The 16,071-nt window shown below is 56.3% G+C and carries 17 protein-coding genes; 14 read left to right on the forward strand and 3 right to left on the reverse strand.

Annotated elements, in window-relative coordinates; all coding sequences use genetic code 11:
* Nucleotides 1-4 precede the first annotated feature (4 nt).
* The 3 genes from recF to dnaA are packed head-to-tail and all read right to left on the reverse strand — an operon-like array spanning nucleotide 5 to nucleotide 3,783.
* A complete protein-coding gene (gene recF / locus BLL42_RS14075) occupies nucleotides 5-1,108 on the reverse strand; it encodes a DNA replication/repair protein RecF (protein ID WP_019694407.1) in 1,104 nt (367 codons plus the stop codon).
* Between the two features lie 20 nt (nucleotides 1,109-1,128).
* On the reverse strand, nucleotides 1,129-2,232 hold the full coding sequence (dnaN, locus tag BLL42_RS14080) for a DNA polymerase III subunit beta (RefSeq protein ID WP_071552646.1): 1,104 nt from the start codon (nucleotides 2,230-2,232) through the stop codon (nucleotides 1,129-1,131).
* Nucleotides 2,233-2,271: 39 nt separating this feature from the next.
* On the reverse strand, nucleotides 2,272-3,783 hold the full coding sequence (gene dnaA / locus BLL42_RS14085) for a chromosomal replication initiator protein DnaA (protein WP_071552647.1): 1,512 nt from the start codon (nucleotides 3,781-3,783) through the stop codon (nucleotides 2,272-2,274).
* 564 nt (nucleotides 3,784-4,347) lie between these two features.
* On the opposite strand from dnaA, the gene rpmH reads away from it, so the two are divergent.
* From rpmH to BLL42_RS14155, 14 genes are all read left to right on the forward strand, one after another.
* Nucleotides 4,348-4,482 (forward strand): 50S ribosomal protein L34, encoded by a 135-nt coding sequence (rpmH, locus tag BLL42_RS14090; protein ID WP_003213577.1) that lies wholly within the window; start codon nucleotides 4,348-4,350, stop codon nucleotides 4,480-4,482.
* 16 nt (nucleotides 4,483-4,498) lie between these two features.
* Nucleotides 4,499-4,900: a ribonuclease P protein component gene (rnpA, locus tag BLL42_RS14095; protein WP_031319651.1), complete on the forward strand. Its 402-nt coding sequence runs from the start codon at nucleotides 4,499-4,501 to the stop codon at nucleotides 4,898-4,900.
* The gene (gene yidD, locus BLL42_RS14100; RefSeq protein ID WP_071552648.1) at nucleotides 4,893-5,138 is read left to right on the forward strand and encodes a membrane protein insertion efficiency factor YidD; all 246 of its coding nucleotides are present in this window, start codon (nucleotides 4,893-4,895) and stop codon (nucleotides 5,136-5,138) included. The genes rnpA and yidD overlap by 8 nt, the downstream gene beginning before the upstream one ends.
* A gap of 2 nt (nucleotides 5,139-5,140) precedes the next feature.
* Nucleotides 5,141-6,823, forward strand: coding sequence for a membrane protein insertase YidC (gene yidC / locus BLL42_RS14105; RefSeq protein ID WP_071552649.1), 1,683 nt, complete (start codon nucleotides 5,141-5,143; stop codon nucleotides 6,821-6,823).
* A 79-nt stretch (nucleotides 6,824-6,902) separates the two neighbouring features.
* On the forward strand, nucleotides 6,903-8,273 hold the full coding sequence (mnmE, locus tag BLL42_RS14110) for a tRNA uridine-5-carboxymethylaminomethyl(34) synthesis GTPase MnmE (RefSeq protein ID WP_071552650.1): 1,371 nt from the start codon (nucleotides 6,903-6,905) through the stop codon (nucleotides 8,271-8,273).
* A 638-nt stretch (nucleotides 8,274-8,911) separates the two neighbouring features.
* Nucleotides 8,912-10,804 (forward strand): tRNA uridine-5-carboxymethylaminomethyl(34) synthesis enzyme MnmG, encoded by a 1,893-nt coding sequence (gene mnmG, locus BLL42_RS14115; RefSeq protein WP_071552651.1) that lies wholly within the window; start codon nucleotides 8,912-8,914, stop codon nucleotides 10,802-10,804.
* Between the two features lie 5 nt (nucleotides 10,805-10,809).
* A complete protein-coding gene (gene rsmG, locus BLL42_RS14120; RefSeq protein WP_174553357.1) occupies nucleotides 10,810-11,445 on the forward strand; it encodes a 16S rRNA (guanine(527)-N(7))-methyltransferase RsmG in 636 nt (211 codons plus the stop codon).
* A gap of 18 nt (nucleotides 11,446-11,463) precedes the next feature.
* The gene (locus BLL42_RS14125; protein ID WP_019694399.1) at nucleotides 11,464-12,261 is read left to right on the forward strand and encodes a ParA family protein; all 798 of its coding nucleotides are present in this window, start codon (nucleotides 11,464-11,466) and stop codon (nucleotides 12,259-12,261) included.
* Between the two features lie 9 nt (nucleotides 12,262-12,270).
* Complete coding sequence (locus BLL42_RS14130) at nucleotides 12,271-13,143, forward strand: ParB/RepB/Spo0J family partition protein (protein WP_071552653.1); 873 nt, start codon at nucleotides 12,271-12,273, stop codon at nucleotides 13,141-13,143.
* 148 nt (nucleotides 13,144-13,291) lie between these two features.
* Nucleotides 13,292-13,699: a F0F1 ATP synthase subunit I gene (locus tag BLL42_RS14135; RefSeq protein WP_071552654.1), complete on the forward strand. Its 408-nt coding sequence runs from the start codon at nucleotides 13,292-13,294 to the stop codon at nucleotides 13,697-13,699.
* A gap of 16 nt (nucleotides 13,700-13,715) precedes the next feature.
* Entirely contained in the window at nucleotides 13,716-14,585 is an 870-nt protein-coding gene (gene atpB / locus BLL42_RS14140; protein WP_071552655.1) for a F0F1 ATP synthase subunit A, read from the forward strand.
* A 133-nt stretch (nucleotides 14,586-14,718) separates the two neighbouring features.
* Nucleotides 14,719-14,976 carry a F0F1 ATP synthase subunit C gene (gene atpE, locus BLL42_RS14145; RefSeq protein ID WP_019694395.1) on the forward strand — a complete coding sequence of 86 codons (258 nt, stop codon included), beginning with the start codon at nucleotides 14,719-14,721 and terminating at the stop codon, nucleotides 14,974-14,976.
* 58 nt (nucleotides 14,977-15,034) lie between these two features.
* Nucleotides 15,035-15,505 carry a F0F1 ATP synthase subunit B gene (locus BLL42_RS14150; protein WP_019694394.1) on the forward strand — a complete coding sequence of 157 codons (471 nt, stop codon included), beginning with the start codon at nucleotides 15,035-15,037 and terminating at the stop codon, nucleotides 15,503-15,505.
* Between the two features lie 12 nt (nucleotides 15,506-15,517).
* Complete coding sequence (locus tag BLL42_RS14155; RefSeq protein ID WP_071552656.1) at nucleotides 15,518-16,054, forward strand: F0F1 ATP synthase subunit delta; 537 nt, start codon at nucleotides 15,518-15,520, stop codon at nucleotides 16,052-16,054.
* Nucleotides 16,055-16,071 lie beyond the last annotated feature (17 nt).

Genomic DNA, 16,071 nt, shown 5'->3' on the forward strand with positions numbered 1-16,071 from the left:
GCCTTCACTCCCGATGGTCGTGGGTCTGGGTGATACGGCCCTGTTCCACGTGGAACAGGGCGACTGGCGTTTCCGTCTGCCAGCCTTCCCTCAATAATTCGTGATCTACACAGGTGATAAAAACCTGGCAGCGTAAGTCTTCCAGCAAACGGCAAAGCGCGCGGCGGTGCTGCTCATCCAGCTCGGACGGCAAGTCATCCACCAGATAAATACATTGGCCGCGCCGGGCCTGGCTGACCAAATGCCCTTGGGCAATCCGCAACGCACAGACCACCAACTTCTGCTGACCACGAGACAAGATGTCCGCGGCATTGTGTGCGCCCAATCTAAGACGCAAATCAGCGCGTTGTGGTCCGGCCTGGGTATGACCCATTTGCTGATCCCGGTGAACAGACGCGGCGAGCACTGCACTCAGCTCTCGCTCTTTGTCCCAACCCCGGTAATAGCTAAGCGTTAAGCCCTCGAGTTCGACGAGTTCGCTCAAGGTCTGTTCAAAGACTGGTTTCAAGGCTTTGATATAAGCGCGGCGGTATTCATCAATTTCAGCGCTGGCCTGGCACAATTCTCTGTCCCAAACCGCTTGCGAAACGGCGTCAAGTGTACCATGCCGCAGCCAAGAGTTTCTCTGGCGCAGGGCCTTCTGCAAGCGCTGCCAAGTGGACATGAACCGTGGTTCCACGTGGAACACACCCCAATCCAGAAACTGCCGGCGAATTTTCGGCGCGCCTTCCAACAGGCGGAAGCTGTCGGGGTTGATCAATTGCAGCGGCAGGATTTCTGCCAGTTGCGCAGCACTGCGGGCGTTCTGACCGTCGATGCGAATCTGAAACTCCCCTTGGCGGTCCCGGGATATCCCCAATGCGCTGTGCCCACCCTCGGCCAACTCGACCTGGCCAAACACCGTGCACGCTAACTGCTCGTACTGGATGACCGGTAAAAGGCGGGTACTACGAAACGAACGGGCGAGCCCCAGCAGATGGATGGCTTCCAGAACACTGGTTTTGCCGCTGCCGTTGGCGCCGTACAGGATGTTGATGCGGGGGGAGGGGGAGAAGGTCACCGGGTGCAGATTGCGCACCGCGGTGACCGAGACACGACTGAGGGACATCTAGCGTCTGCTGAACATGTTTACAGGCGCATCGGCATGACAACGTAAGCCGAGTCGTCGTTGTCGGACTCTTGCACCAGCGCACTGCTGTTGGAATCAGACAGGATCAAACGCACTTGCTCAGTGGTCATCACGCCCAGCACGTCAAGCAGATAGCTCACGTTGAAGCCGATTTCCAGCGAACCACCGTTGTACTCAACGCCAACTTCTTCTTCCGCCTCTTCCTGTTCCGGGTTGTTCGCCTGGATCTTCAGCTGACCGTTGGCCAGTTGCAGACGAATGCCGCGGTACTTCTCGTTGGACAGAATCGCAGTACGGCTAAATGCCTCGCGCAGTGCCTGACGATCGCCCAGTACAAGCTTGTCGCCGCCTTTGGGCAGAACACGCTCGTAGTCAGGGAACTTTCCGTCGACCAGTTTCGAGGTAAAGGTGAACTCGCCGGTGGTAGCGCGAATATGGTGCTGGCCCAGAATGATGCTGACATTGCCATCCGGCTCGGTCAGCAAACGCGCCAGTTCCAGAATACCTTTACGTGGAACGATCACCTGATGGCGATCCGGTTGACCGATGTCAGCCTGCATCGAGCACATGGCCAGACGGTGACCGTCGGTGGCCACGGCGCGGATGATGCCGGCCGAGACTTCCAGCAACATGCCGTTGAGGTAGTAGCGAACGTCCTGCTGAGCCATGGCAAAGCTGGTGCGTTCGATCAAACGACGCAGCTTGCTCTGCGCAAGACTGCAGGTCAGCGATCCCGGGCCTTCTTCGACAGTCGGGAAGTCGTTGGCTGGCAACGTCGACAGGGTGAAGCGGCTGCGGCCGGCCTTCACCACGAGCTTCTGCTCATCGACCTTGATGTCGATCAGCGCGTCGTTCGGCAGGCTCTTGCAGATGTCCATCAGCTTACGCGCCGGGACAGTGATTTCGCCCGGCTCGGCCGGCTCTTCGAGTTGCACACGACCGACCAGCTCGACTTCCAGGTCGGTACCGGTCAGCGACAACTGCTGGCCTTCGACAACCAGCAGCACGTTGGAAAGCACCGGCAAGGTCTGTCGGCGTTCGACGACGCCTGCGACCAGTTGCAGGGGTTTCAACAGGGCTTCGCGTTGAATGGTGAAATGCATGGTCTAGTCCCTTGCCTTAATAAGCTGCGCTGGTGTTCATCAAGTGGTCAGTGTACGCAGCAGGTTCTTGTAGTCCTCGCGGATGTCCGCGTCGGATTCCTTAAGTTCGTTGATCTTGCGGCAGGCGTGCAACACCGTGGTGTGGTCGCGGCCGCCAAACACATCGCCGATTTCCGGCAGGCTGTGGTTGGTCAGCTCCTTGGACAGGGCCATGGCCACTTGCCGCGGACGTGCGACCGAACGCGAACGGCGTTTGGACAGCAGATCGGAAATCTTGATCTTGTAGTACTCGGCGACGGTGCGCTGAATGTTATCCACAGAGACCAGTTTGTCCTGAAGTGCCAACAGGTCCTTCAGGGACTCGCGAATCAACTCGATGGTGATATCGCGGCCCATGAAGTGCGAGTGGGCGATCACGCGTTTGAGCGCGCCTTCGAGTTCACGGACGTTGGAACGAATACGCTGGGCAATGAAGAACGCAGCATCGTGCGGCAGGTCAACTTTAGCCTGGTCGGCCTTCTTCATCAGAATCGCGACGCGGGTTTCCAGTTCCGGTGGCTCGACGGCAACTGTCAGGCCCCAGCCGAAGCGCGACTTCAAGCGCTCTTCAAGGCCTTCGATTTCTTTCGGATAACGGTCGCTGGTGAGGATGACCTGTTGGCCACCTTCAAGCAGCGCGTTGAACGTGTGGAAGAATTCTTCCTGGGAACGCTCCTTGCGGGCGAAGAACTGAATGTCATCGATAAGCAGTGCGTCGACCGAACGGTAGAAGCGCTTGAACTCGTTGATCGCATTCAGTTGCAAAGCCTTGACCATGTCGGCCACGAAGCGCTCGGAATGCAGGTACACAACCTTGGCATTCGGGTTCTTCTTTAATAGGTGGTTACCCACAGCGTGCATCAAGTGGGTTTTACCCAAGCCAACGCCGCCATACAGAAACAGCGGGTTGTAACCGTGCTTGGGATTGTCCGCAACCTGCCAGGCGGCCGCGCGGGCCAGTTGGTTGGACTTACCTTCGACGAAGTTCTCGAAGGTGAAGGTGCGGTTCAGGTAACTGGTGTGCTTGAGCGCGCCTTCGACCTGCACGGTGCGTTGTTCCGCCCGTACCGGGGCCTGTTGCGAGCTGGCGCCAGCCATTGGGTCGAAGCTGTCGCGGGACGGCTCTTCACTGACCTCGGCGACTTTTTGCGTTGCGCGCTTGGTCGGCACGGCTGGTGCGCTGACCGGTGCCGGCGCGGCAGTTGCCTGGGCTTGAGACGCCGCTGCAGCCAACGGTGCATTCGGTGCTGCACGAGGTGCCGAACTGCGTTTGCTGCCTATTAATAAGGAAAGCGCCGGCGCCATGCCGTTGCCATGCTCATCCAGCAGCTCGAGCACGCGGCTCAGGTACTTTTCGTTGACCCAGTCGAGAACAAAACGATTCGGTGCGTAGACACGCAACTCGTCGCCTTCGGCTTCGACCTGTAGTGGACGGATCCAAGTGTTGAATTGTTGGGCAGGCAGCTCATCGCGCAAAAGCTCCACGCACTGCTGCCAAAGTTCCACTGACACGGATATCCCCTAAGTTGAAAGCCGGTGAGGCAAAAACAAGCGGCCATTGTAGCGGCCAGACGCCGACTTATCCACACGTAGGTTGCTCACGGGGGTCGAAGAATCAACGCGTTATACGCAAAAAAGACGACCAACGGTCTGTGCATAAGCTCTGTGGATAAGCCCACTTAAGCTCGTTGTACAAGTGGGGGGCAAACCCGGTGGATAACCTGCCTGTGGATAACAACCCATTCCACACACAGCTTATCCGACAGCGCAACACAGGCTTAACACCGTTTTCCACTGTAGTTGTCATTCTCTGTACAGCACGGAATAGATGGGCTTAAGGTAGTTATCCACAGATCATGGCGGGCCTAGCTTTTATAAGCTTTACAGAAAAGCTTTAAATAATTCCCTTCTTTATTTTTATATCTAGCTGTCCACCTTTCAAGGACGTCCCCCTGGATATCCATTTGAAGGAAACGTTGGTTGGAAATTGACCTAGAGGCTTGCTTTCTCTAGAATCCCCGGTCTCTTAAAACGGGGGCCATTCCGGCCCGTTGTGGACGAACCAGGTAACACGACATGAAACGTACTTTCCAACCAAGCACTATCAAACGCGCTCGTACCCACGGTTTCCGTGCTCGCATGGCTACCAAAAACGGCCGTGCCGTCCTGTCGCGTCGTCGCGCCAAAGGTCGTGCGCGTCTGGCAGTTTGATAATCCGGTACTGGAGGTGAGTCAGGACTTCAGTCGGGAAAAGCGTTTGCTTACCCCCCGGCATTTCAAGGCAGTCTTTGACTCCCCTACCGGCAAGGTTCCGGGGAAAAATCTCCTGCTCCTTGCACGCACCAACGATCTCGATCACCCCCGTCTAGGGCTGGTTATCGGGAAAAAGAGTGTGAAGCTCTCCGTTGAGCGCAATCGCCTCAAACGTCTGATGCGCGAATCGTTTCGCCTCCACCAGGATTCTCTGGTTGGTTGGGATATCGTTATCGTCGCGCGCAAAGGTTTGGGCGACGTAGAAAACCCCGAATTGATTCAGCATTTCGGCAAACTCTGGAAACGTCTGGCACGCAGCACGCCGGTACCAGCAGTCAAAACCGAAACTGTAGGGGTAGACAGCACTGATGCGTAAACTGGCGCTCATTCCGATCCAGTTTTATCGCTATGCCATCAGTCCTTTGATGGCCAGCCACTGTCGTTTCTACCCCAGTTGTTCCTGCTACGCGTATGAAGCCATAGAAAATCATGGCCTTCTGCGCGGTGGCTGGCTGACCTTTCGTCGTTTAGGTCGCTGTCATCCGTGGAATCCCGGTGGTTATGACCCGGTTCCATCTATCCCTACCTCCCGTTCTTCTTCGATGGCCGAGTAATCATGGATATTAAACGCACGATCCTGATCGTCGCCCTGGCAATCGTGTCCTACGTTATGGTTCTGAAATGGAACCAGGACTATGGTCAGGCTGCCCTGCCGACTCAGAATGTTGCTGCCAATCAGGCTGCCCCGGCTATTCCGGACACGCCACTTGGTAACAATGCTGCCGCCAGTGCCGATGTACCCAGCGCGAATACCGATATCAGTACCCCTACCGCAATGCCGGTAGTCACCAATAAAGACCTCATCCACGTCAAAACGGATGTGCTCGAACTGGCTATCGATCCTCAAGGTGGTGATATCGCCCAGCTGATGCTGCCGCAGTATCCACGTCGTCAGGACCATCCGGAAATTCCGTTCCAGCTGTTTGATAACGGCGGCGAACGTACTTACCTGGCCCAAAGCGGTCTGACCGGTACCAACGGTCCGGATGCTCGCCCTACCGGTCGTCCGGTTTACTCGACCGAACAGAAGACTTATCAACTGGCTGATGGCCAGAACCAGCTCAACGTTGACCTGAAATTCAGCGACGCTGGCGTCAATTACATCAAGCGCTTCAGCTTTACTCGCGGTCTGTACGATCTGAAAGTCACTTATCTGATCGACAACACCAGCGACAAGGCCTGGACTGGCAACCTGTTTGCCCAGCTCAAGCGTGATGCAAGTGCCGATCCTTCTTCGACCACCGCTACCGGTACTGCCACTTACCTGGGCGCTGCCCTGTGGACAAGTGCAGAGCCGTACAAAAAAGTGTCGATGAAAGATATCGACAAGGCGTCGCTGAAAGAAACCGTTAACGGTGGCTGGGTCGCCTGGCTGCAACACTACTTCGTGACTGCCTGGATTCCAGCCAAGAACGACAGCAACGTAGTGCAGACTCGTAAAGACAGCCAAGGCAACTACATCATCGGTTTCACTGGCCCGGTATTGTCCGTTGCGCCAGGTGCCAAGGCTGAAACCAGCGCTACGCTGTACGCAGGTCCGAAAAGCCAGGCTGTTCTGAAAGAGTTGTCCCCAGGTCTGGAACTGACTGTCGACTATGGCATTCTGTGGTTCATTGCCCAGCCGATCTTCTGGCTGCTGCAACACATCCACGCGATCGTCGGTAACTGGGGTTGGTCGATCATCTTCCTGACCATGCTGATCAAAGGGATCTTCTTCCCGCTGTCGGCTGCCAGCTACAAATCCATGGCGCGCATGCGTGCAGTGGCGCCGAAACTGGCTGCTCTGAAAGAACAACATGGCGATGACCGGCAGAAAATGTCGCAATCCATGATGGAGCTGTACAAGAAAGAGAAGATCAATCCGCTGGGTGGTTGCTTGCCAATCCTCGTGCAGATGCCGGTTTTCCTTTCCCTGTACTGGGTACTCCTGGAAAGCGTGGAAATGCGCCAGGCACCGTTCATGCTGTGGATTACCGACCTGTCGATCAAAGATCCGTTCTTCATTCTGCCGATCATCATGGGCGCAACCATGTTCATCCAGCAGCAGCTGAACCCGACTCCTCCGGATCCGATGCAGGCCAAGGTGATGAAGCTGATGCCAATCATCTTCACCTTCTTCTTCCTGTGGTTCCCGGCAGGTCTGGTGCTGTACTGGGTTGTGAACAACTGCCTGTCCATCACCCAACAGTGGTACATCACTCGTAAGATTGAAGCGGCTACCAAAAAAGCCGCCGCATAACTTACTCTGTGGATAACCACTCAAAACGCCCCCTAGTGGGGCGTTTTGCTATCTGCCATTTTTATCTGGATATCGAATCATGAGCGTTCCTCGTGAAACCATCGCCGCCGTCGCCACTGCTCAAGGCCGTGGCGGTGTCGGTATCGTCCGTATTTCCGGGCCGTTGGCGAGTCTTGCAGCGAAAGCCATCAGCGGTCGTGAACTGAAACCGCGATTTGCTCATTACGGCCCGTTTCTCAGTGAAAACGAAGAGGTGCTGGACGAAGGCATTGCCCTGTATTTCCCAGGGCCGAATTCATTCACCGGCGAAGATGTGCTGGAACTCCAGGGCCACGGCGGTCCGATCGTTCTGGATATGTTGCTGCAGCGCTGCCTGCAATTGGGTTGCCGTCTGGCCCGGCCGGGTGAATTCAGCGAACGCGCCTTCCTCAACGACAAACTCGACCTGGCCCAGGCCGAAGCCATCGCCGATTTGATCGAAGCGAGTTCTGCACAGGCGGCACGAAACGCTTTGCGTTCGTTGCAAGGTGCGTTTTCACAGCGTGTGCATAACCTCACCGAGCAACTGATTGCATTGCGGATCTACGTCGAGGCGGCAATCGACTTCCCGGAAGAAGAAATCGACTTCCTTGCCGATGGTCACGTACTGAAGATGCTCGACGCGGTACGCGACGAGTTATCCACCGTATTGCGTGAAGCCGGGCAGGGCGCGTTGCTGCGCGATGGCATGACCGTGGTGATCGCCGGTCGTCCGAATGCCGGTAAATCCAGCCTGCTGAACGCATTGGCCGGCCGTGAAGCGGCCATTGTGACCGAGATTGCCGGCACCACCCGGGACATCCTGCGCGAACATATCCACATCGATGGTATGCCGTTGCATGTGGTCGACACGGCTGGCTTGCGTGATACCGATGACCAGGTCGAGAAAATCGGTGTGGAACGTGCATTGAAGGCCATCAGCGAGGCAGATCGGGTGTTGCTGGTGGTCGATGCCACTGCCCCTGAGGCACTCGATCCTTTTGCCTTGTGGCCAGAATTCCTCGAGCAACGCCCGGATCCGGCCAAAGTGACCTTGATCCGTAACAAGGCAGACCTGACCGGTGAAGCGATAGCACTGGAAGTCAGCGACGATGGCCACGTAACCATCAGCCTGAGCGCCAGGTCGGCAGGCGAAGGTCTGGAGCTACTGCGCGATCATCTCAAGGCCTGTATGGGCTATGAGCAGACCTCAGAAAGCAGTTTTAGCGCTCGCCGGCGCCACCTGGAAGCCCTGCGCCATGCCAGTGCCTCACTCGAACATGGCCGTGCGCAGCTGACCTTGGCCGGTGCGGGAGAGTTGCTGGCTGAAGATTTGCGTCAGGCACAGCAGTCGTTGGGTGAAATTACCGGCGAATTCACCTCTGACGACCTGTTGGGCAGAATCTTTTCCAGCTTCTGTATCGGTAAATAGCCCATTCCTTCACGTAGGAGCTGGCGTAGCCTGCGATCTTTTGATGTTTTGGCCTGTGCGTTTCAGCTTTATAGGCACATGAACCGCTAAAAGATCGCAGCCTGCGCCAGCTCCTACGAGGGTGGGTATCGCATCAAATCCCTTTTTCTTCTTCCGCTGCCATGCGTATCCATCGTCCTGGTGGTTTCCCCGTGGGCGGAATTTGCCCTATTCAGCGATTTTCTGTGGATTAAGCCCTGTGAATAACTGCCACTGAGCACAGTTGATAACAGGGCTTCAAAACTGAGGAAAACCACCTCTGTGGATAACCACCCCATTCATCCACAGGCTTACACCGGTTATCCAAGGGCCTCCTTGGCACATGACCACAGGTTTTAAATCCTCTGTACACATTGAAAATAAAGATCTGTATAGATCTATCCACAGAAATGATGCTCTATAGAAATAAACATAAAAACAAAGATTTAATAAATTTCTTTCTTTTTAATTTCTATTGTTCGTGACTTACCCACAGCTGGTTAAATTTTGTGCAAAGGGTTCTTTAGAAAGGGCGAAGTCCCTATACTTGTCGACCAGGTCCAAAAACCTGAGCTCAAACTATTCCTGATTACCTAACTGAAGCAGGCACGAGGTGCGTGGTGGATTTCCCTTCCCGTTTTGAAGTGATCGTCATCGGCGGCGGTCATGCCGGTACCGAGGCAGCACTTGCATCAGCACGTATGGGGGCAAAAACCCTGTTGCTGACGCATAACGTGGAAACCCTCGGAGCAATGAGCTGCAACCCCGCGATTGGCGGGATCGGCAAGAGTCATCTGGTCAAGGAAATCGATGCCCTTGGCGGCGCGATGGCCATGGCGACCGATAAAGGTGGTATTCAGTTTCGCGTCTTGAACAGCCGCAAAGGCCCAGCCGTGCGCGCTACTCGCGCCCAGGCCGACCGCGTTCTGTACAAGGCCGCTGTGCGCGAGATTCTCGAGAACCAGCCGAACCTGTGGATATTTCAACAGGCGGCCGACGACCTGATCGTCGAACAGGAACAAGTGCGTGGTGTTGTCACCCAAATGGGCCTGCGGTTCTTTGCGGATTCCGTGGTGTTGACCACTGGCACCTTCCTCGGTGGACTTATCCACATCGGCATGCAGAACTATTCCGGCGGTCGGGCCGGTGATCCTCCCTCGATTGCCCTGGCACATCGTCTGCGTGAACTGCCATTGCGCGTGGGTCGCCTGAAAACCGGTACGCCGCCGCGTATCGACGGTCGCTCTGTGGATTTCTCGGTCATGACTGAGCAACCCGGCGATACACCGATTCCGGTGATGTCGTTCCTGGGTTCCAAAGAACAGCATCCCGCACAGGTCAGTTGCTGGATTACCCACACCAACGCCCGCACTCACGAGATCATCGCCTCGAACCTCGACCGTTCGCCGATGTATTCCGGAGTGATCGAAGGTATCGGCCCACGTTATTGCCCGTCGATTGAAGACAAGATTCACCGCTTTGCCGACAAGGAAAGCCATCAGGTCTTTATCGAACCGGAAGGTTTGACCACCCACGAGCTGTACCCGAACGGGATATCCACTTCCTTGCCGTTCGATGTGCAATTGCAGATCGTGCAGTCGATTCGCGGCATGGAAAACGCCCACATCGTTCGCCCGGGCTATGCCATCGAGTACGACTACTTCGATCCGCGTGACCTGAAATACAGCCTGGAAACCAAAGTCATCGGCGGTCTGTTCTTCGCCGGACAAATCAACGGCACCACCGGTTACGAAGAAGCCGGCGCTCAAGGTTTGCTGGCCGGGGCCAACGCAGCATTGCGTGCTCAGGGCAAAGACAGCTGGTGCCCGCGTCGCGACGAAGCGTACATCGGCGTATTGGTCGACGACCTGATTACCCTGGGGACTCAGGAACCGTATCGGATGTTCACGTCCCGCGCCGAATACCGTTTGATCCTGCGCGAAGACAACGCCGACCTGCGTTTGACCGAAAAAGGTCGTGAACTGGGTCTGGTGGATGACGTGCGCTGGGCGGCATTCTGCAAAAAACGCGAAAGCATCGAAGTGGAAGAGCAACGCCTGAAAAGCACTTGGGTTCGCCCCGGTACGGAACAGGGCGACGCGATCGCCGAAAAATTCGGCACGCCACTGACTCACGAATACAACTTGCTGAACCTGCTGACCCGTCCGGAAATCGACTACGCTGGTCTGATCTCGGTGACAGGCGCCGGTGCAGAAGATCCACAGGTCGCCGAGCAGGTCGAAATCAAGACCAAATACGCCGGTTACATCGACCGCCAGCAAGATGAAATCGCTCGCCTGCGGGCCAGTGAAGACACCAAATTGCCTGTGGATATCGATTACACAAACATCTCCGGTCTCTCCAAAGAGATCCAGAGCAAGCTCGGCGCGACCCGACCAGAGACCCTGGGCCAGGCTTCGCGGATTCCGGGCGTGACCCCGGCAGCGATTTCGCTGTTGATGATTCATTTGAAAAAACGCGGCGCGGGCCGTCAGTTGGAGCAAAGCGCTTGAGTTCGATGGTCACCTCGCAACACGCCGAAGAGTTATCCACAGGTGCTCGCCAACTCGGTGTCAACCTGACAGAAACCCAGCACGCGCAGCTGCTGGGTTATCTCGCCCTGTTGATCAAATGGAACAAGGCCTACAACCTCACGGCCGTGCGTGATCCGGACGAAATGGTTTCACGGCATCTGCTCGACAGCCTGAGCGTGATGTCCTTCATCGAAAACGGTCGCTGGCTGGACGTTGGCAGCGGCGGCGGTATGCCGGGTATTCCACTGGCGATCCTGTTTCCTGAGTCGCAAGTGACGTGCCTGGACAGCAACGGCAAGAAAACCCGCTTCCTGACTCAGGTCAAACTCGAACTCAAACTGGATAACCTGCAAGTTATCCACAGTCGCGTCGAAGCCTTCACGCCTGAACTGCCGTTCAACGGGATCATTTCCCGGGCATTCAGCAGCATGGAGAACTTCAGCAACTGGACTCGCCACTTGGGCGATAGCGATACACGTTGGCTGGCAATGAAGGGCGTTCATCCACGCGACGAGCTGGTAGCATTGCCGGCAGACTTCCACCTCGATAGCGAACACGCCCTGGCCGTACCCGGTTGCCAAGGCCAACGCCATCTGCTGATACTGCGCCGCACGGCATGATTGGGAACACAAGCAAGAATGGCTAAGGTATTCGCGATAGCGAACCAAAAGGGTGGTGTGGGCAAGACCACCACCTGTATCAACCTCGCAGCATCCCTGGTCGCGACCAAGCGCCGGGTGTTGTTGATCGATCTTGATCCACAGGGCAACGCCACCATGGGTAGCGGTGTGGATAAACACGGCCTGGAAAACTCGGTCTACGACTTGTTGATCGGCGAATGCGACCTGGCTCAGGCCATGCACTTCTCCGAACACGGTGGTTACCAGTTGTTGCCGGCCAACCGCGATTTGACGGCGGCTGAAGTCGTTCTGCTGGAAATGCAGATGAAGGAAAGCCGTCTGCGCAGCGCTTTGGCGCCGATCCGTGAGAACTACGATTACATTTTGATCGATTGCCCACCGTCGCTGTCGATGCTCACGCTCAATGCTCTGGTTGCGTCCGACGGGGTGATTATCCCTATGCAGTGCGAGTATTTCGCGCTCGAAGGGTTGAGCGACCTTGTGGATAACATCAAGCGCATCGCTGAACTGCTGAACCCGAACCTGAAAATCGAAGGCCTGCTGCGGACCATGTATGACCCGCGCCTGAGCCTGATGAACGACGTGTCGGCGCAGCTCAAGGAGCACTTCGGTGAGCAGCTGTATGACACCGTGATTCCGCGCAACATCCGTCTGGCTGAAGCACCCAGTTATGGCATGCCGGCGTTGGCCTATGACAAACAATCCCGTGGCGCACTGGCCTATCTGGCCCTGGCGGGCGAGATGGTTCGTCGTCAACGCAAAAATTCACGCATTGCCGCTGCTCAGGCAACTTAAGGAATCCCCATGGCCGTCAAGAAACGAGGTCTCGGACGTGGACTGGATGCACTGCTGAGTGGTCCGACTGTCAGCTTGCTGGAAGAACAAGCGGTGCAGGCCGATCAGCGTGAGTTGCAACACCTGCCGCTGGACCTGATCCAGCGCGGCAAGTACCAGCCGCGTCGGGACATGGACCCCCAGGCGCTGGAAGAACTGGCGCAGTCGATCAAGGCTCAAGGCGTGATGCAGCCGATCGTGGTTCGCCCGATCGGTGCTGGCCGCTTTGAAATCATCGCCGGCGAACGCCGCTGGCGTGCCAGCCAGCAGGCTGGCCAGGAAACCATCCCGGCGATGGTGCGCGATGTACCGGATGAAACCGCAATCGCCATGGCGTTGATCGAGAACATTCAGCGCGAAGACCTTAATCCGATCGAGGAAGCGGTCGCCCTGCAGCGTTTGCAGCAGGAATTCCAGCTGACTCAGCAGCAAGTCGCCGAGGCTGTTGGTAAATCTCGCGTGACCGTGGCCAACTTGTTGCGCCTGATTGCATTGCCTGAAGTCATCAAGACCATGCTGTCCCATGGCGACCTGGAAATGGGTCATGCGCGTGCTTTGCTCGGTTTGCCGGAAAATCAGCAGGTGGAGGGGGCGCGACATGTTGTCGCACGCGGCCTCACCGTGCGCCAGACCGAGGCACTGGTTCGCCAGTGGTTGAGTGGCAAACCAAAGGTCACTGAACCCGCCAAACCGGACCCGGATATCGCTCGTCTCGAACAGCGCCTGGCAGAGCGCCTAGGCTCTGCGGTGCAGATCCGCCACGGGAAGAAGGGCAAAGGGCAGTTGGTGATTGGTTACAACTCCCTGGATGAGCTTCAAGGCGTCCTCGCACATATCCGCTGAAACATTTCCTCATGTAGCGCGGAGTTCGAAATCACTACCGGACAGTTGAATAGGGGCTGAACCGCCCCTATACTCTGCGCGCATTTTGTCGGCACAAATTATGCCAAGTTATTGGGTTTTGGCAGCCGGCCTTTGAGGAGCAAAAGTGATGGAAACCCGCACGCCAAACCGCTTGCCGTTCCATCGCTTGGCGGTTTTCCCCGTGTTATTGGCGCAATTTGTCGTTTTGCTGCTTGCCGCTTTGGCGCTGTGGCAATGGCATGGAGTCGTAGCCGGATACTCAGGACTCTGCGGAGGCCTGATAGCCTTGCTTCCCAATGTTTATTTCGCTCACAGGGCATTTCGGTTTTCCGGCGCCCGAGCAGCTCAAGCCATCGTCCGGTCTTTTTATGCCGGCGAGGCGGGCAAACTGATTTTGACGGCAGTGCTCTTTGCATTGACGTTCGCAGGTGTGAAGCCACTGGCGCCGCTAGCTGTATTCGGCGTCTTCGTGCTGACCCAACTGGTCAGCTGGTTCGCTCCCCTGCTAATGAGAACAAGACTTTCGAGACCTTAGGGCGTTTGAGGCAACCATGGCAGCAGAATCCGCTTCGGGCTATATCCAGCACCACTTGCAGAACCTGACCTTCGGTCAGTTACCTACCGGCGGCTGGGGCTTTGCCCACACCGCAGCAGAAGCCAAGGCAATGGGCTTCTGGGCTTTCCACGTCGATACCCTCGGCTGGTCGGTCGCGTTGGGTCTGATCTTCGTTCTTCTTTTCCGCATGGCGGCGAAGAAGGCGACTTCCGGTATTCCAGGTGCTTTGCAGAACTTCGTTGAAGTATTGGTCGAATTCGTCGATGGCAGCGTGAAAGACAGCTTCCATGGTCGTAGCCCGGTGGTTGCACCCCTGGCACTGACCATCTTCGTCTGGGTGTTCATGATGAACGCCATCGACCTGGTACCGGTCGACTGGATCCCGCAACTGGCTGCGGCCATTTCCGGCAACCACGAGATCCCGTTCCGTGCCGTATCGACCACCGACCCGAATGCTACGCTGGCCATGGCCTTCTCGGTGTTCGCGCTGATCATTTTCTACAGCATCAAGATCAAGGGAATCGGCGGCTTTATCGGCGAACTGACCTTGCACCCGTTCGGCAGCAAGAACATTTTCCTTCAAGCCCTGCTGATTCCGGTGAACTTCCTGCTGGAGTTCGTGACGCTGATTGCCAAGCCAATTTCGCTGGCACTGCGTCTGTTCGGCAACATGTACGCTGGCGAGCTGGTGTTTATCCTGATCGCCGTGATGTTCGGCAGCGGCCTGCTCTGGCTTAGCGGTCTGGGCATTGTGCTGCAGTGGGCGTGGGCTGTGTTCCACATCCTGATCATCACCCTGCAGGCGTTTATCTTCATGATGCTGACCATCGTCTACCTGTCGATGGCGCACGAAGAGAACCATTAAGACCTGCTTCGGCTAGTCTGATGTCCCTCTCGGTCAAACGAGAGGGGGCCCGTTGAGGGCTATGAAACGATTTGTTTTACCGCTTTAAAATCTAAAAAACCTAAACCATACGACGTAAAAGTCGGGAGGAAAGATGGAAACTGTAGTTGGTCTAACCGCTATCGCTGTTGCACTGTTGATCGGCCTGGGCGCACTGGGTACCGCAATTGGTTTCGGCCTGTTGGGCGGCAAGTTCCTGGAAGGCGCAGCGCGTCAGCCAGAAATGGTTCCAATGCTGCAAGTTAAAATGTTCATCGTTGCCGGCCTGCTCGACGCCGTAACCATGATCGGCGTTGGTATCGCTCTGTTCTTCACCTTCGCGAACCCTTTCGTTGGTCAACTCGCTCACTAATCACTCGGTTTTTCGAGTTGAGCAAGTGTGATGGACAACGAACGAGCGAGGTGTTGGCGTGAACATTAATGCAACCCTGATTGGCCAGTCCGTTGCGTTCTTCATTTTTGTACTGTTTTGCATGAAGTTCGTGTGGCCTCCGGTCATCGCGGCTTTGCACGAACGTCAGAAGAAGATCGCGGATGGACTGGACGCTGCCGCCCGAGCAGCTCGCGACCTGGAATTGGCCCAAGATAAAGCGGGTCAACAACTGCGCGAAGCAAAAGCTCAGGCAGCCGAAATCATTGAGCAAGCCAAGAAACGCGGTAATCAGATCGTCGAAGAGGCTGTTGATAAAGCCCGTGTCGACGCTGAACGTGTGAAGGTGCAGGCTCAGGCCGAGATCGAGCAGGAACTGAACAGTGTCAAAGACGCGCTGCGTGCCCAACTGGGTGCTCTGGCCGTTGGCGGCGCCGAGAAGATCCTGGGTGCCACAATCGATCAAAACGCGCACGCGGAGCTGGTTAACAAACTGGCTGCTGAAATTTAAGCGAGGGCGATCATGGCAGAACTGACCACGTTGGCCCGACCTTACGCTAAGGCAGCCTTCGAGCACGCCCAGGCCCACCAGCAACTGGCCTCTTGGTCAGCCATGCTCGGCCTGGCTGCAGCAGTGTCGCAAGACGACACCATGCAGCGCGTGCTCAAGGCCCCGCGACTGACGAGCGCAGACAAGGCCGCCACGTTTATTGACGTGTGCGGCGACAAGTTTGATGCCAAGGCACAGAACTTCATTAACGTCGTTGCCGAAAACGACCGTCTCCTGCTGTTGCCGGAGATCGCCGCTCTGTTTGACCTGTACAAGGCCGAGCAAGAGAAGTCGATAGACGTTGAAGTCACCAGTGCGTTTGCATTGAACCAAGAACAGCAAGACAAACTCGCCAAGGTTCTCAGTGCACGACTCGACCGGGAAGTGCGCCTGCAAGTTGCGGAAGACAAATCCCTCATCGGGGGCATTGTCATTCGCGCCGGCGACCTGGTTATCGATGGCTCGGTTCGCGGCAAACTCGCGAACCTGGCCGAAGCATTGAAATCTTGAGTTTGAAGGGGCAGCAG

It is taken from the genome of Pseudomonas frederiksbergensis, assembly GCF_001874645.1.
GTDB classification, from domain to species: Bacteria; Pseudomonadota; Gammaproteobacteria; order Pseudomonadales; family Pseudomonadaceae; genus Aquipseudomonas; species Aquipseudomonas frederiksbergensis_B.

Coding starts and splice junctions, on each gene's coding strand:
- recF (WP_019694407.1), bottom strand. CDS start 1,108: ATGTCCCTCAGTCGTGTCTCGGTCACCGCGGTGCGCAATCTGCACCCG.
- dnaN (WP_071552646.1), bottom strand. CDS start 2,232: ATGCATTTCACCATTCAACGCGAAGCCCTGTTGAAACCCCTGCAACTG.
- rpmH (WP_003213577.1), top strand. CDS start 4,348: ATGAAACGTACTTTCCAACCAAGCACTATCAAACGCGCTCGTACCCAC.
- yidD (WP_071552648.1), top strand. CDS start 4,893: ATGCGTAAACTGGCGCTCATTCCGATCCAGTTTTATCGCTATGCCATC.
- yidC (WP_071552649.1), top strand. CDS start 5,141: ATGGATATTAAACGCACGATCCTGATCGTCGCCCTGGCAATCGTGTCC.
- mnmE (WP_071552650.1), top strand. CDS start 6,903: ATGAGCGTTCCTCGTGAAACCATCGCCGCCGTCGCCACTGCTCAAGGC.
- rsmG (WP_174553357.1), top strand. CDS start 10,810: ATGGTCACCTCGCAACACGCCGAAGAGTTATCCACAGGTGCTCGCCAA.
- BLL42_RS14125 (WP_019694399.1), top strand. CDS start 11,464: ATGGCTAAGGTATTCGCGATAGCGAACCAAAAGGGTGGTGTGGGCAAG.
- BLL42_RS14130 (WP_071552653.1), top strand. CDS start 12,271: ATGGCCGTCAAGAAACGAGGTCTCGGACGTGGACTGGATGCACTGCTG.
- BLL42_RS14135 (WP_071552654.1), top strand. CDS start 13,292: ATGGAAACCCGCACGCCAAACCGCTTGCCGTTCCATCGCTTGGCGGTT.
- atpB (WP_071552655.1), top strand. CDS start 13,716: ATGGCAGCAGAATCCGCTTCGGGCTATATCCAGCACCACTTGCAGAAC.
- atpE (WP_019694395.1), top strand. CDS start 14,719: ATGGAAACTGTAGTTGGTCTAACCGCTATCGCTGTTGCACTGTTGATC.
- BLL42_RS14155 (WP_071552656.1), top strand. CDS start 15,518: ATGGCAGAACTGACCACGTTGGCCCGACCTTACGCTAAGGCAGCCTTC.